Source organism: Erythrobacter litoralis HTCC2594, from assembly GCF_000013005.1.
In the GTDB taxonomy this organism is placed as follows: domain Bacteria; phylum Pseudomonadota; class Alphaproteobacteria; order Sphingomonadales; family Sphingomonadaceae; genus Parerythrobacter; species Parerythrobacter litoralis_A.
Genome location: NC_007722.1, coordinates 2804538 through 2818684 on the forward strand (window position 1 = coordinate 2804538; position 14147 = coordinate 2818684).

The window sequence follows — 14147 nt, forward strand, 5'->3', positions numbered from 1 at the left end:
GAGCGACAATCTAAACAGCGCGAAATGGCGGCCTCGTTTGGGGCCGCCATTTCCCTTTGAGCCGAAACAGTTTCGAGGAATTGCCACGATGTCGATCACACCGCTCATGCCAGTCTACCCCCGCTGCGGGGTTCGTCCGGTCCGCGGCGAGCACTGCCACCTGATCGACGAGGACGGCACGCGCTATCTCGACTTTGCCAGCGGCATTGCCGTCAATCTGCTCGGCCATTCGCATGAAGGCCTGATCGGTGCGATCCAGCAGCAGGCCGCGACGCTGATGCATGTTTCCAACCTCTACGGCAGCCCACAGGGCGAGGAACTGGCGCGGAAGCTGGTCGACAAGACTTTCGCCGACACGGTGTTCTTCACGAACTCTGGCGCGGAGGCGGTGGAAACGGCGATCAAGACCGCGCGCGCCTATCACCAGCAAGAGGATGGTGACGCGCAGCGTACCGAACTGATCACGTTCACCAACGCCTTCCACGGGCGGACGATGGCGACCATCAGTGCGTCCAACCAGGAGAAGATGCACAAGGGCTTCCAGCCGCTTCTCCCGGGCTTCAAATATTGCGAGTTCGACGATCTCGACATGGCCAAGAGCCTGATCGGTCCGCAGACGGCGGGCTTCCTGGTCGAACCGATCCAGGGCGAAGGCGGCATCCGCCCCGCCTCGGACGCATTCATGCACGGCCTGCGCGACCTGTGCGACGAGCATGACCTCATGCTCGCGCTCGACGAAGTGCAATGCGGTGTCGCGCGCACCGGCACGCTCTACGCCTATGAGCAATACGGGATCGAACCCGACATTCTCGCCACGGCAAAAGGCATCGGCGGCGGCTTCCCGCTGGGGGCCTGCCTTGCCACGGAAAAGGCGGCGCGCGGCATGGTCTTCGGCACGCACGGCTCGACCTATGGCGGCAATCCGCTGGCCATGGCGGCCGGAATGGCGGTGATGACAGCCGTCGCGAACGACGAGTTTCTTGCTGAAGTACGCGAAAAGGGTGAACGGATCCGGACCCGGCTCGAACAGTTCATCGGCAACTATCCCGACCTGTTCGAACTGGTCCGCGGCAAGGGGCTGATGCTCGGCATCAAGATGAAGGTCGAAAGCCGTCCCTTCTTTGTCCACCTGCGCGATCATCACCAGTTACTGACCGTCGCGGCCGGCGACAATACGCTGCGGGTTCTCCCGCCGCTGGTCATCGGCGATGCGGAGATCGATGAATTTTTCGACAAACTTTCCGCGGGTGCGGCAAGCTACAAGGTGCCCGAGGCGGCGTGATGCCCGCACCGGCGACAGTACGGCATTTTCTCGACCTGTCGGATGCCGGCGGCGATGCGATCGCCGCGATGATTAATGACGCGCAGGACCGCAAGGCCGCGCGTACAGCCTGGCCGAAGGGGCGCCCCGATCCGGATGCGCCGCTGAAGGACCACGTCCTCGCCATGATCTTCGAGAAAAGCTCGACCCGCACCCGCGTCAGTTTCGACATGGCGATGCGGCAACTCGGCGGCAGCGCGATGGTGATGGAATCGGGTTCCATGCAGCTCGGGCGGGGCGAAAGTATTGCCGATACCGCACGGGTGTTGAGCCGGATGGTGGATGCGATCATGATCCGCACCGACGATCACGGCAAGATCGAGGAGCTGGCGCACCACGCCACGGTACCGGTGATCAACGGCCTGACCGATCGTTCGCATCCGTGCCAGATCGTCGCCGACCTGCTGACGGTCATAGAAAATGGCAAGGCACTGCCCGGTCTGGAGATCGCCTGGCTCGGCGATGGCAACAATGTGCTGCACTCGATCCTCGAAGCAGCGGGCCTGATGAAGTTCAACGTCCGGGTCGGGACGCCCAAGGGCTACGAGCCCGATGGCGAATTCGTCGAATTGGCGCGTGCGGGCGGGGCGCAGGTCTCGCTGGCTGCCGATGCGGCCGAAGCGGCGCGCGGGGCGGATGTCGTAATTACCGATACCTGGGTGTCGATGGGGCAGGAGCATGCTGCAACCAAGCTGGAGGCAATGGCGCCGTTCCAGGTCGACGACCGCCTGATGGACCAAGCCAAGCCGGACGCCATCTTCCTGCACTGCCTGCCCGCGCATGTCGGGGAGGAAGTGGCCGAAAGCGTGATCGAAGGGCCGCAATCGCGGGTTTTCGACGAGGCAGAGAACCGTATCCATGCGCAGAAATCGGTGCTGCTCTGGGCGCTCGGCAAGCTCGGCTAAAGGGCCCGCCTTCCAAACAAGGCAGTGCGCCCCATATAGGCGCCATGCAACAACCCGACGAAACTTACGCTGACCGCCTGCTCAGCTTCACGATCCCTTCGCGTCAAGCCCGCGGCCGCATCGTCCGGCTCGATTCAGTCCTCGACGATGTCCTGTCCGCGCATCGATACCCGCCCGCGATTGCCCGCCTGCTGGCCGAAGCGCTGGTGGTGGGCACGCTCATCGGCGGCCTCGTCAAGGACGACGAGGGCCAGATGACGATGCAAGCGCAGACCCGCGACGGGATCGTCAAGCTGCTGGTGGTCGATTACCGGGCCGGCGCGGTGCGCGGCTATGCCGATTTCGATCGCAGCCGACTCGACGATATCGGTATCAACCCGGATCTGCACACGCTGTTCGGCGATGGCTATCTCGCGGTGACGTTCGACATGAATGACGAGCGCGGACGCTACCAGGGAATTGTGCCGCTGGAAGGCGAAAGCCTGAGCCATGCCTGCGAGACCTATTTCGCGCAATCGGAACAGGTCCCGACGCTCATCAGGGTTGCAGTCGATATAGATGGCGGCGTCCAATCGGGCGCCGGACTGCTGGTCCAGCACCTGCCAGACGGGGAAGTCGGGCGCGAGCGCCTGCATGCCCGGCTCGACCATCCCGAATGGGAACACGTCGCCATTCTCGCTGGGAGCCTGCGCGATGACGAACTGCTCGATCGCGATCTTTCGATGGAGGCCATAGCCTGGCGCCTCTTCCACGAGGAAGAGCAAGTGCGCACGCAGGTCGGGTCGGTCCTCAGCCGCGGTTGTCGCTGCTCGGCCGAACATTACGCGACCGTGCTCGCACGCTTCGGCGAAACCGAGCGAGCCGAAATGCGGGACGAGGACGGCATCATCCAGGTCGACTGCGCCTTCTGCTCGCGCACCTTCGCGCTCGACATGTAAAATGTCGCGTCGATCCAATTCATGACCTATATACCTGCCTACCATTACAAAGAAAACAGAGGTCGCCAGGCGGAGGACGATATGAAGAATTCTCGCGCCCGGCTGCGATCGACACTGATTGCATTGGGCATATCCATCACTGCATTCGGCGTGCCTGCCGAGGCGCAGGCACCCGGCCTGGCCATGCTTAACAGGCTGCAGGCCGGCGAATGGGAAATTCGTTATCGTGACGGCGCTGCGCCGAAGCGTATGTGCGTGCGCAACGGCCGCGAATTGATCCAGCTGCGCCATCGCGAACCCAACTGCAATCGCTTCGTCGTCGAGGACGGCGATAGCGAAGTGACGGTGCAGTATACGTGCCGCGGCAATGGCTATGGCCGCACCAACATCCGGCGCGAAAGCAATGTCCTCGTCCAGCTGGAATCGCAGGGCATCGAAGGGGGCTTGCCGTTCTCGTTCACTGCGGAAGGTCGCCGGATCGGCGCCTGTCGCTAGTCACTTTGCGCTTGGGCGGCGCGTGAACCTGCGCTAGCCCCACTCAATGGCAGCAAATTCCCGCAAGGCAGCCGCGATCCTCTTGTCCGGCGGCCTCGACTCCATGGTCACCGCCGCGATCGCGCAGGAGCAGGGCTACGCCGTGCATGCGCTGACGATCGATTATGGCCAGCGCCACAAGGTCGAGCTGCAGTCTGCCCGGTTGATTGCCGCGAAGATCGGGGCCGAGCGACATGTCGAAATCGAGGCCGATCTGCGGGCGCTGGGTGGATCGGCGCTGACCGATGATATCGACGTTCCCAAATGCGGCGTCGGAAACGACATTCCGGTCACCTACGTGCCTGCGCGCAACCTCGTGTTCCTGTCGTTGACCACGGCTTTTGCGGAAGCGTCCGGCGCGCGGGATATTTTCATCGGGGTGAACGCGCTCGATTATTCCGGTTATCCGGACTGCCGCCCCGAGTTCATCGAAAGCTTTGCCGTCACGGCCAACCTCGCCACCAAGGCGGGCGTCGAGGAATCGGCGCCTTTCAAGATCCATGCCCCGCTGCAACACATGACCAAGGCCGATATCGCGCGCGAATGCGCCCGGCTCGGTCTCGAGAGTGCGTGGAGCTGGTCCTGCTACGACCCGCTGCCCGGCCTCAAGCCTTGCGGCGCGTGCGATTCCTGCCGGTTGCGGCGCAAGGGATTTGCCGAAGCGGGGCTGGCGGACGGGCTAGACTATCCGGCGGATGCACCGCCGATCCAGGGAGAGAATGCGTGAACCAGACCGAGACCCAGCCTGCCGCTGACAATCCGGCCCCCGAGCGCGTGCCTGCCTACAGCTGGTATGCGCTCAGCGTCCTAGTCATCGTCTATGTCCTGAACTTCGTCGACCGCAATATCATCTCCATCCTGGCCGAAGAGATCAAGGCCGATCTCGGCCTGCGCGACGATCAGATCGGCTTCCTCTACGGTACGGCCTTCGGCGTTTTCTACGCGCTGTTCGGCATCCCGCTCGGCAAGCTCGCCGACAGCTGGCATCGCGTGCGCCTGATGACGGCGGGCCTCGCGATCTGGTCGGCCTTCACAGCATTGTCAGGGTTCGCCAAAAACTTCACCATGCTCAGTGTCGCGCGGATCGGCGTCGGCGTCGGTGAGGCTACCGCGAGCCCCAGTGCCTACTCGCTGATCTCGGACTGGTTTCCCAAGAAGATGCGCGCGACGGCGCTGGCGATCTATGCCTCCGGCCTCTACATCGGCGGCGGCGTTTCGCTGCTGATCGGCGGGGCGATCGTGGAGCGCTGGAACGCGGCCTATCCGGTCGATGCGCCTATGGGGCTCGCCGGATGGCAGGCAGCTTTCATCATCGTGGGCCTGCCGGGCCTGTTGCTCGCAGCACTGGTCTTCACCCTGCGCGAACCGCTGCGCGGCGAAAGCGAAGGCATCATAACGCCACCGCCGAAGGACCCCTTCCGGGGTTTTCTCAACGAACTGGTTGCAGTCATCCCGCCGTTCACGCTGATCGGCGCCGCACGCGCGGGTACGCGGGGCATGATACTCAATATTGTCGGGGCTCTGGTGATCGGCGGCATCGCCTATACGATGGCCGTGGTGACCGACAACGTCCAGCAATGGGGGGCGATCGGCGTCGGCTATTACGCGATCTTCTCGTGGGCCACGACCCTGAAAGTCCGCGATGAACCGACGTTCCAGTTGATCTGGGGGACCCCGGCGTTTCTCACCACGATCCTGGGGTACGGCATGGTCGCCTTCATGTCCTATGCCGCGTCGTTCTGGGCGGCACCCTACGCGATCCGGATCCTCGGCGAAGCGCCTTCGACCGCCGGGTGGTGGATCGGTGGCCCGGGTGCGGCGGGCGGTTTTCTCGGCGTGATCCTGGGCGGCCGGATGGCCGACTGGTTGCGCGAACGCAATCCGGCGGGGCGGCTCATCATGGTCGCCTTCGGTCTCGTCGCGGCGGCACCTTTTCTGTTCGTCATGTTCACGACGCAGAATACGACCGTCTTCTACCTCGCCGCATTCCTGCAGTCGCTGTTCGCAAGCTCCGCGCTCGGTGGTGCAGCAGCGACGACGCAGGACCTTGTGTTGCCGCGCATGCGGGGCACGGCGACGGCGACGTTCTTCCTTTCGACGACGCTCGTCGGTCTTGCGCTCGGGCCCTATATGGCCGGACAGGTCTCGACGATGACGGGCAGCCTGTCGACCGGCGGACTGAGCCTGCTGATCGCGGTACCCGTCGGACTGATGCTGCTGTTCGTGGCCTACCGGACAGTCCCCGAAGCCGAGAGGACGGTGCTCGAACGCGCTCGGGCCGCCAGAGAAGAAATCTGATAGCGGGTTAGCTCGGCTTGATTACCGCGCAGGCCACCCGCTTGCCGGCATTGCCGGACGGGTCGGTGCGGCCGTCGTCGGGATCGGCATGGATGACGATGGCGGTGCCGTCGGCATCGAAGATTGCATCCAGCACTTCGCTGCGCGATCCGCGCAGGTCGACGCGCGTGGTCGCGGTGCCGGAGGACGACACGGTCAGGTTGGGCAGGTCGCCGAGATGCGCACCGTCGTCGTCTTCGAGGCCGTGGCCGACGTTGTCCGGATTGAGGTGACCGCCGGCCGAGGTGAAGTCCGGCGCGGCGCAGGTTCCGGTTTCATGGAGATGGAATCCGTGCTGGCCCGGCGAAATGCCGGTGACCGCGACTGCCAGGGTGACGGTGTCTCCGCTGGCCACCAGCTGCGCGGTGCCGGCGGGTATCCCGTTCGCCAGCGAGAATGTCGCCGAGCCCACGCGTTCGTTCGGCACGTCGGCGAGCGAGGTGCAGGCGGATAGCGAGAGGGCAATGAGGGCGGTCGCTGTGAGGGCGGCGGGCAAGTCTTTCATGGGGGCTCTCCAAAAGTGTCATAACCCCATAACGAAAAAGGGGCCGGATTGCTCCGGCCCCTCTTCATTCGTTTGGCGAAAATCGCGCTTACATGCCCGAACCCGGACCGTAAGTGATTTCCACGCGACGGTTCTGCAACTCGCGGACACCGTCTGCGGTCGGAACGCGCGGCTGCGATTCGCCGAAGGCTTCGCTGCTGATGCGCGCATCCGGGATACCGCGGCCATTCAGGTATTCGCGGACCGAAGCGTTACGGCGCTGCGAGAGGCCGACGTTGTAGGTCTGCGGGCCCGAACGGTCAGCGTGACCTGCGAGCATGACCGAAGCCGTGCCGCAATTCGCGTAAGCCGTGACCGCATTGTTCAGGATCGTCGCAGCTTCCGGGGTGATATTGGATTCATCCCAGTTGAAGAAGACGATGTACGGGCCAGTGTTACACGGCGTCGTCGGCGGCGGCGGAGGCGGCGGCGGCGGCGGCGGAGGCGGAGGCGGCGGAGGCGGCGGCGGAGGCGGCGGAGGCGGAGGCGGAGCCGCGCCGAAGTTGTAGGTCAGCGTACCCAGAATCGAGTGGGTACGGACGTTGTTGTCGACAATACGACCGGCACGATCGATCAGTTCGACGCTCTCAGCGTTGAACAGACGATACTTCAGACCGACGTCCCAGTTATCGTTGAGCGGAGCACGAACGCCGGCAAGAACCTGCCAGGCAAAACCGCTGTCCGAATCATCGATGCCGGGGGCGCCATTGGTGTTGATGGTTGTGTCCAGAGCAGTCCGGGCCACACCGATACCACCGCCGACAAAGCCTTGCAGGCCGTCGTCGGGACCGAAGTCGGCCAGAGCGTTGACCATGAAGCGCAGGATGCTGATGTCGCCGTTGGCTTCGTAGGTGCCAGCCGGAGCGAGGCGGCCTGCACGACCAGCCGGGAAGCCTGCCGTGCCGACGAGAATGTCGTCGATCGATGCTTCAGCATAGCTGGCTTCGGCTTCGAGGCGAGCTGCGCCGAAGTCGTAACCGACAATACCGCCGAAATCGAAGCCTTCGTCGGACGAAATTGTAAGCGCATCCGATGCGGTATTGACGTTGAGGTCAATGTCCTCAACGATCATGGCACCGCCATCGACCTCGACATACCAAGCATCGTCGCGGGCAAGGGCCGGCGATGCAAGGGCCGTGGAGGCCATCGCCATTCCTATGACGAGTTTCCTCATTACGTATTTCCCCTTTTAGCGAATTAGAGCCACCAAGAAGCCCCCATCTAACTTTTCCCCAGGGTGGTGGCAAGCGCGCTAAACAATCAATCTGTTGCAAGAATGCCGCATTTTCGAGTGAGAGGGCATATTATTGGCTGCATTGGCCGAAGAATAACGGAATCCCGCTGCGGATTGCGCCTCAGGCCCGCAAAATTCCCACATCTGTCAGGGCGTTGACCAGATCGGCGATCGCCTGCCGGGATTCGGCATCGACAGTCGCTCCCCCGCTTGGGAGCTCGGGTGCGACCGGTGTTTGCCAGCTTCCGACAAAGATGCGCCGCGCGCTCGCCGAAAGGTCCCAGCACGCCATGCCGTCGACAGGCTCGACGAAGGTCCAGTCACCGCCTGTAAAACAGGCGATCGCATTCTCGGAGCCGGACCAGTCGTCGACCGGGTCGGCCCCGACGATCCAGCATTCGCCTTCGATCGCAGAGGGAGGAACATCGGATCGTGTCCCCGACACGACCGGGTGCAAGAGCGCATCGATGCGGCTTATCGCCTCGTTGACGATAATCTCCTTCTGCGCCTGCGCGGCGAACAGGAACGGCAGGGCATGCCGGGCGGAAACCGACTGGAACGCGATAGGGGTTGTCATAAGCTTGATCCTTCGGGGCAAAATTACGGGAGCGTGGCCAGCAGCAGGGGTGGCGAAAGGTCGTGCGTTCCGACCTGGCGAACCCACAGCGGCTCGCCCGCAGCAATGGCCAGCAGTTCGGAAAGCGACGCGGGCGCAAGCTCGAACCGGTTGGTGTCGACGGACCATGACCGGACGGGCGTATCGACCGGCCCCGCGCCGACGCGATAACTCTCGCGCTCTTCCACCAGCGGGACCTCGACCGCCTCGGGCCACGTCCATGCGCCCCTCGCGCGCCGCATCCAGCAGGCCGCGAGTCCGTCGGACCCGGAAATGGTGCATCGCGGGTGGACAGGAACGAGAGGGCGCAAAGTCAGACCGACATTGCGCAATGGCGCATGGACCGGCTCGGCATCGCCCGGCCCGATCGCTGCGAGATCTCCATCGACCGGGATGGGCGCGCCGGAGGCTTGCATGTCCACCAGCCGGTCATCGAGCAGGATTACCGGCGTGCCCGCCGCATGGCCACGTGCGGCCGCAGCCTCGGTTCCGCCTCGACCGCGCAACAGCCCGCTCAGCATCCAGCTGTCCTCTCCGGCCTGGCTCGCGGTGGCGAACTGGATGATCTCGCCGCCCACCAGAATGCGATTGGCCCCGCGGACAATGGCTTCCGCGCTTGCACTGTCGAACGCGCCGTCCGGCGTCGACACGCTGACCGCGAGCGATGCAGACCGCTCGATCCGCAGCGCGGGCGAACCGGTCAGTGGCGCGGCAAGCTGGCCCTGTACCGAATCGGCGCGTTGCGCACTGGCGACGCGGGTCAACTGGCCCTGCGACTGGGCGAAAAGCGCCACGCTCGAGGACCGCCCGGTTGCCGTTACCGAGGCAAACGCGCGTGCCGCATTCGGTTGCGAAACTCCGTCTCCGGGCAATTCGAAATAGTCGAGCACGGTCGGTCCGGGCAGCCTGTCCGGCAAGGCGCGCAGGTCGCCGGCATCGTCACCGCCGTTTCGCGCGCTGCCGGGGCGACGGCGCAGGAGCTCGAGCTCGACGCCCCGTTCGCGCCACTCCCAGCCGCCGACCAGCCAGTCGCCCGCATGCCCGGGGACGCGCACCACGGAGCCGGGCCCGATGGCCGGATCGAGCTCGGCGAGCCGCCAAGCCAGCCGGTCCCTGCGCCATCGGGCCCTTTGTGTCGCTTTCTCGCTCAGCGATTTTGCATCCGCCGCATCCAGCGTCGCGGGAAGCTCGACAACGCGCTGACCTGCGGCCGGGGTCGGCCCGACGGCGCGCTGGATGCCAGGCTGGTAATCGCGCGCCGGGTCGTAATACCGCACGGCGTGGGGAAGGCTTGGCTCTCCGGTCGAGCGGTCGGATTGCCGGCCATGCAACTGGCCGAAATCGCTTTCCTCCCAGGCCCGCGCAGTCTCGGGCAGCGTTCTATCGGCTTCCACGATGTCCGGATCGCTGAATCGAAGACCTTGCCCTTGGGCGTCGCAGCTGAGCGGAAAGACGGCACCGATCGCTTCCAGCGATCGGGCCAGGGGCCCGCCGTCCACGGCAAAGCCCCTGAGCCCTGGCAGTCGTGGCCCTGCCTCTTCCATTTCGGTCCCGGCGGCCAGATCGGCCAGCCCGACCTCGGAAGCTCCGGCGAAAACCTCGAACGACAGCGCAGGAATGCGATTGCCGAAATCGGTCAGGTCGAGATCCTCGAAAACGACATAGGCGCAGTGCCGGAAGGCGGGACAGGCCATCCGGTCGGACGCGATAAGCGGATCGAGAGGCTGGTCGCCGCGTCCGGTATGCACGCGCAAGGTTCCTCCGGTCTTGAGGTCACCGGCGCGCCCACGCAGCAAGTTTCCATCGGCCCAGATGCGCCCGATGCCGTCGATCGCACGGCTCGACACCGCGATGGCGAAGGAGGCGCTGTAGGAATAGGTCGTTGTTTTCGGCTTGCCCTTGCCGCCGCCCTCGGTCTCGCGGGTCTCGACGAGGTCGGTCGCCCAGATGATCGTGCCCGGTACGCGCATGGTGCCGTGAATGCGCGGGATCGGCGTGCCGTAGCTGGAGGTCGAGACCGCCAGCTCCTTCAGCCGCGGCCCTTCGCGCGTCGGGCTGCCGATGACCTGCGCGTCGATCTGGCGCCCGGCGAGCGCGCCGATCGCACCGCCGAGCGGGCCGCCGACCAGCGTGCCGACGGCCGAGAGGAGGAGGGTAGCCATACAGAATTCCGATCAGAGGAGGCGCCAGCGCGCCTGACAGGGCCACGGCGATGGGCCGGGCATCGACACGACCCGGCGCAGCGATGCATGGGCGTGGACGAAGTGCGTCGCGTCCGCGGCGATAAGGATGTGGTGCTGCGCGGGACCGGGCGTCACGAGCAGGACATCGCCCGGTTCGGCTCTGCCTTTGGCGACGGTGGCATCCTCCCGCTCGGCCAGCGCAAGCAAGGGTTCGATCGCGGTGTTGCGGAGCCTGTAGGTGTCCGGCACGCTGATTGCGCGCCCGATCGCCCGCATGCTCGCGACCAGCAGGCCGACGCAATCGAGACCGAAGCGCGGTTCGTGACCGTGCAACCGATAGGGCGTGCCGACCAAGCGCAGCGCTGCATCGGCCAGCTTTTCGCCGGGTGTCGTCATCTTTGCACGGGGTAGCGGGCCAGCAGGTCGTTGCCCGGCAAGAAGGGCTCGCCCTGAAAATTGGCCGCATTGGCGAAGCGGGCCTGGCAGGTGCCGATCGTGTGGTCGCATCCTTCGCGCAGCCGTACCCGCTGGCCCGGGGCGACGTCCCCGTCGAGCGGTGTATCGAGGACCAGCGCGCCGGTTTCGACCGCCACTACATCCATCGCGATGCCGACATGCGGCCCTTCGATCCAGCGCACCTGGCCGAAAGCGTAGTCCGACGGCGTGACTCCGTCGAAGGCGACGGCATTCGCCTCCCGATCGACCGATGCGACCCGCGCCTCGCGCGAGAAGCGCGCTGCGGACAGCGTGCATCCGGGACCGCAGAATGTCGCGCGGCAGGTCGGGCTGGTGCGCGGCACGTCGTCGACCTGCAATTGCTGCTTGGCGGAGAGGAGGTCGGCGGTGAAGCTGTCGTCGTCGCCCTGTACGGTGCCGATCGAGCCGGCGAACAGCTGCGCCCGCTCCAGCGTCTCCCAATCGACCGCGCCGATGCTCACCCGCGCGCCGTCGAAACGGCCCGCCGCGAGGTCGGCGGCAGAGATGCTGTCATGTGCGAGCGGCCCGGTCAGTTCGGCGCTGTCGCCATCGAGCGTGGCGGTCTTGCGGATGGCCGAAGGCAGGATGCCGGGCGCGGCACGGTGGGTGACGCCGTCGAATGTCAGGTCGCGATCATGGCTGGTGAAACCAAGGGTTACGCCATCGCGCCGGTCGATCCGCCACCAGGTCGCGACGCCTTCCAACTCGGTGGCAAAGAAGACGTGGCTCATGACGCCTCGCGGATTTCGACAAGCGGGACCGACGGGGCTTCGCCTGCCGCGAAGGACGCGCCAGTGATGTCGAGCCGATCCTCGGCGAAACGGACCGGCACATCGAACAGAAAGCCCGCGCGGATTTCCGCACCATCGGGCGGTGCGGCGGAAAACGTGATCCGGCCCATTTCCCCCAGGGTCCAGCCGCTGGTTTCGACGCCGCCAACGCTCACCCGCACGGTTTCGGATCGCGGGCGCGTGATCGGGCGGCGCTGCGGCTCGTCGCCCTTGCCATAGAGCTTCACCAGATCGAATTCCGCACCGAGGCCGTCGCCTATGCCGATCAGCTGATCGGTCGCGGAGGGCGCGCCCGTCATGCCGCTGGAGCTGTAATCGAAGGGATCGGCCAGCCGGAAACCCCGAGCCGCCCCGCGCCTTGCGCGAAAAAAGGATAGCAGCACGCCCAGCTCTTCTTCCGAACGCAGACCGGGGCCGACATCGAAGCGCAGCCGTGCGTCGGACCACAGCGAATTGCGCCTCTCATGGCCCGAAGCGGTAACCGCCACGGTGGTCGAGAATTCGGGGCTGACCCCGGCATCGCGGCCGAGCGCGAGCGGGTAGAGCACATCGTCGAAGGGTTGCACTTGCGTCTCCTGCGAAGGCGCGAGGCGGGTGTAGCCGTCGCGCGAAACCTGCGGCAGCGCCCAGACGAAGCGCTGCGTGACGCCGCGCGCCGCTGCCTCGTCGAGCGCGGCATCGATCAGCGGCCAGTAATCCTCGGCATCCTCGGCCAGCAGCACGAAGCCGGAAAAATAGTCCTGCTGGTCGACGGGATAGCCCAGCCGCGCATCGACAAATTCTATCGCTGCGCGCCGCAGCGCGACCGCGCCGCCGGTCAGCCAGTCGTAATCCTCCAGCTGCAACCGGTCGAAAGCCGGATACGCCCAGCCCAGCGGCAAATTGGCGCGCTTCAGTTCAGGCATGGCGGGATCGAGAATCGTCGGCGTGAAGGCCAGCAGCAGGATTTCCGCCGCGCCGGTCGCTGCATCGCGCACCGCCTGCCCGAGATCGAGCGTCGATTGCGCGAGCATCGCACCCGCCGCGTCGAGCAGCTCGAGCCGGGCCGGGTCCATCGCGCTGCGCATGTCTGCAATGACGGGCGGATTGCCGCCCAGCGCCGCCTTCGCCGCGTCGTCGTAAAGGCACGGCGCGCGCGTTTCTGGGATGACCCACCACCACGGCTCGCCCACTTGGAACAGCACCGGCAGGCCCGCCGCTTCAATCAGCGAAACGAAACTCACCGCGACCGTCTGCAGAAAGGCCATCGCCTGCGCGTTGGCGGAAGAGAGCAGCGCCGAGGGCGGAACCCAGCCCGTGCGCGCCGGTGTGCCATCATGCGCGCGCTGCTGCCAGGCATCGGGGCAATGCTCGGCAAACAACTCGTAAGAGAGCGACGCGATCGCTTCGAAACCCCCCGCCGCGCAATGTTCGAAATAGGACCTGTGCCAGGCCGTGGCGGGCGTGCACAGGGCCCCGTCGGTTGCGACCAGCAGCCTGTCATCAACACGCTCGAGCCGGAAGAAATGGCTCATACCGACGTAATGGACGATCCGCCCGCGATAGCCGAGCGCGGTAATCGTGCGCAGCATCCGTGCAGGGGTCTGGTTGAAGCCGTCGTCATAGGCGGTGGCCATCTGCTCGCCATGGGGCGGGAGCATCACATCGCCCACCTTGATAATCGCGCGCTCACCTTCGCAAGCGATGTCGGTCAGTTCGACCCAGCCATCGACCCGTGCGGGCAGCGGATCACTGCTGCCGGGCGCATAGCCGGGCGGCACCAGCGAAATGAACATGCGGTCGATGTCCCGCGGGTGCACCGCTTCGCCGGGCAGTGTGAACCCGCTCTCCAGCGCGGAAAACGGCAGGTCGATCTGCGCGTCCTCAGGCGTGCCGCTGGCATAGTTCCACAGCCGCACATACCAGCTACGCGCCGCGCCGTTGGCATCGCGCCCCTCGATGGTGAGCGTCGGCCCGTGCACCGCGTCGAGCGGGATGACACCCGACGAACGCCAGCGAAAGCGCAGGTGGGTATGCTCGTAATTGCGATCTGTCTCATAGGCGGTAAGCGGATGGTCGAGCGTATCCTCGCTGTCCCAGATGAGCCCGGCGAGCTCACCCGCATGGTGAAATTCGCATTCGACCCGCAGCGAGTCCGGCCCGGTCGTCACCACCGAGGCCATCATCGGACGCGGAAAGTTGACCGTCCAGAAGCGCGGATCGAAGCGCTGGAGATAGTCGAAATCCTGCCCGGTGCGTTCTCGGGCGAGCCAGAAACTCATTGTGCT

Annotated in this window: 13 protein-coding genes; 6 read left to right on the forward strand and 7 right to left on the reverse strand. The window is 65.3% G+C overall.

The window, feature by feature from the left end; genetic code table 11:
- The first annotated feature begins 88 nt into the window (after positions 1-88).
- From EL2594_RS13700 to EL2594_RS13725, 6 genes are all read left to right on the forward strand, one after another.
- Positions 89-1282 carry an aspartate aminotransferase family protein gene (locus EL2594_RS13700; protein WP_011415697.1) on the forward strand — a complete coding sequence of 398 codons (1194 nt, stop codon included), beginning with the start codon at positions 89-91 and terminating at the stop codon, positions 1280-1282.
- Positions 1282-2226, forward strand: coding sequence for an ornithine carbamoyltransferase (gene argF, locus EL2594_RS13705; RefSeq protein ID WP_011415698.1), 945 nt, complete (start codon positions 1282-1284; stop codon positions 2224-2226). The genes EL2594_RS13700 and argF overlap by 1 nt, the downstream gene beginning before the upstream one ends.
- A gap of 44 nt (positions 2227-2270) precedes the next feature.
- Positions 2271-3164, forward strand: a complete 894-nt coding sequence (locus EL2594_RS13710) for an Hsp33 family molecular chaperone HslO (RefSeq protein ID WP_011415699.1) — start codon at positions 2271-2273, stop codon at positions 3162-3164.
- An 81-nt stretch (positions 3165-3245) separates the two neighbouring features.
- Complete coding sequence (locus tag EL2594_RS13715) at positions 3246-3659, forward strand: DUF3617 domain-containing protein (RefSeq protein WP_041686108.1); 414 nt, start codon at positions 3246-3248, stop codon at positions 3657-3659.
- 46 nt (positions 3660-3705) lie between these two features.
- Positions 3706-4425: a 7-cyano-7-deazaguanine synthase QueC gene (gene queC, locus EL2594_RS13720; RefSeq protein WP_011415701.1), complete on the forward strand. Its 720-nt coding sequence runs from the start codon at positions 3706-3708 to the stop codon at positions 4423-4425.
- Positions 4422-5996 carry a spinster family MFS transporter gene (locus tag EL2594_RS13725; RefSeq protein ID WP_011415702.1) on the forward strand — a complete coding sequence of 525 codons (1575 nt, stop codon included), beginning with the start codon at positions 4422-4424 and terminating at the stop codon, positions 5994-5996. The genes queC and EL2594_RS13725 overlap by 4 nt, the downstream gene beginning before the upstream one ends.
- Before the next feature lie 7 nt (positions 5997-6003).
- Here EL2594_RS13725 and EL2594_RS13730 read toward each other — a convergent pair whose 3' ends face one another.
- From EL2594_RS13730 to EL2594_RS13760, 7 genes are all read right to left on the reverse strand, one after another.
- Complete coding sequence (locus EL2594_RS13730) at positions 6004-6540, reverse strand: superoxide dismutase family protein (RefSeq protein ID WP_011415703.1); 537 nt, start codon at positions 6538-6540, stop codon at positions 6004-6006.
- An 88-nt stretch (positions 6541-6628) separates the two neighbouring features.
- A complete protein-coding gene (locus EL2594_RS13735) occupies positions 6629-7753 on the reverse strand; it encodes an OmpA family protein (protein WP_041685378.1) in 1125 nt (374 codons plus the stop codon).
- Positions 7754-7934: 181 nt separating this feature from the next.
- Entirely contained in the window at positions 7935-8390 is a 456-nt protein-coding gene (locus tag EL2594_RS15545) for a DUF2793 domain-containing protein (protein ID WP_011415705.1), read from the reverse strand.
- A gap of 23 nt (positions 8391-8413) precedes the next feature.
- A complete protein-coding gene (locus tag EL2594_RS13745; RefSeq protein WP_011415706.1) occupies positions 8414-10591 on the reverse strand; it encodes a phage tail protein in 2178 nt (725 codons plus the stop codon).
- A 12-nt stretch (positions 10592-10603) separates the two neighbouring features.
- The gene (locus EL2594_RS13750) at positions 10604-11008 is read right to left on the reverse strand and encodes an NlpC/P60 family protein (protein WP_011415707.1); all 405 of its coding nucleotides are present in this window, start codon (positions 11006-11008) and stop codon (positions 10604-10606) included.
- Positions 11005-11820: a DUF2163 domain-containing protein gene (locus EL2594_RS13755; protein WP_011415708.1), complete on the reverse strand. Its 816-nt coding sequence runs from the start codon at positions 11818-11820 to the stop codon at positions 11005-11007. The genes EL2594_RS13750 and EL2594_RS13755 overlap by 4 nt, the downstream gene beginning before the upstream one ends.
- Positions 11817-14141: a DUF2460 domain-containing protein gene (locus tag EL2594_RS13760; RefSeq protein WP_011415709.1), complete on the reverse strand. Its 2325-nt coding sequence runs from the start codon at positions 14139-14141 to the stop codon at positions 11817-11819. The genes EL2594_RS13755 and EL2594_RS13760 overlap by 4 nt, the downstream gene beginning before the upstream one ends.
- Between the last annotated feature and the right edge of the window lie 6 nt (positions 14142-14147).

What these genes read in the sequence shown, in the direction of transcription:
- EL2594_RS13700 (WP_011415697.1), top strand. Translation starts at nt 89, where the DNA reads ATGTCGATCACACCGCTCATGCCAGTCTACCCCCGCTGCGGGGTTCGT.
- argF (WP_011415698.1), top strand. Translation starts at nt 1,282, where the DNA reads ATGCCCGCACCGGCGACAGTACGGCATTTTCTCGACCTGTCGGATGCC.
- EL2594_RS13710 (WP_011415699.1), top strand. Translation starts at nt 2,271, where the DNA reads ATGCAACAACCCGACGAAACTTACGCTGACCGCCTGCTCAGCTTCACG.
- EL2594_RS13715 (WP_041686108.1), top strand. Translation starts at nt 3,246, where the DNA reads ATGAAGAATTCTCGCGCCCGGCTGCGATCGACACTGATTGCATTGGGC.
- queC (WP_011415701.1), top strand. Translation starts at nt 3,706, where the DNA reads ATGGCAGCAAATTCCCGCAAGGCAGCCGCGATCCTCTTGTCCGGCGGC.
- EL2594_RS13730 (WP_011415703.1), bottom strand. Translation starts at nt 6,540, where the DNA reads ATGAAAGACTTGCCCGCCGCCCTCACAGCGACCGCCCTCATTGCCCTC.
- EL2594_RS13735 (WP_041685378.1), bottom strand. Translation starts at nt 7,753, where the DNA reads ATGAGGAAACTCGTCATAGGAATGGCGATGGCCTCCACGGCCCTTGCA.
- EL2594_RS15545 (WP_011415705.1), bottom strand. Translation starts at nt 8,390, where the DNA reads ATGACAACCCCTATCGCGTTCCAGTCGGTTTCCGCCCGGCATGCCCTG.
- EL2594_RS13745 (WP_011415706.1), bottom strand. Translation starts at nt 10,591, where the DNA reads ATGGCTACCCTCCTCCTCTCGGCCGTCGGCACGCTGGTCGGCGGCCCG.
- EL2594_RS13750 (WP_011415707.1), bottom strand. Translation starts at nt 11,008, where the DNA reads ATGACGACACCCGGCGAAAAGCTGGCCGATGCAGCGCTGCGCTTGGTC.
- EL2594_RS13755 (WP_011415708.1), bottom strand. Translation starts at nt 11,820, where the DNA reads ATGAGCCACGTCTTCTTTGCCACCGAGTTGGAAGGCGTCGCGACCTGG.
- EL2594_RS13760 (WP_011415709.1), bottom strand. Translation starts at nt 14,141, where the DNA reads ATGAGTTTCTGGCTCGCCCGAGAACGCACCGGGCAGGATTTCGACTAT.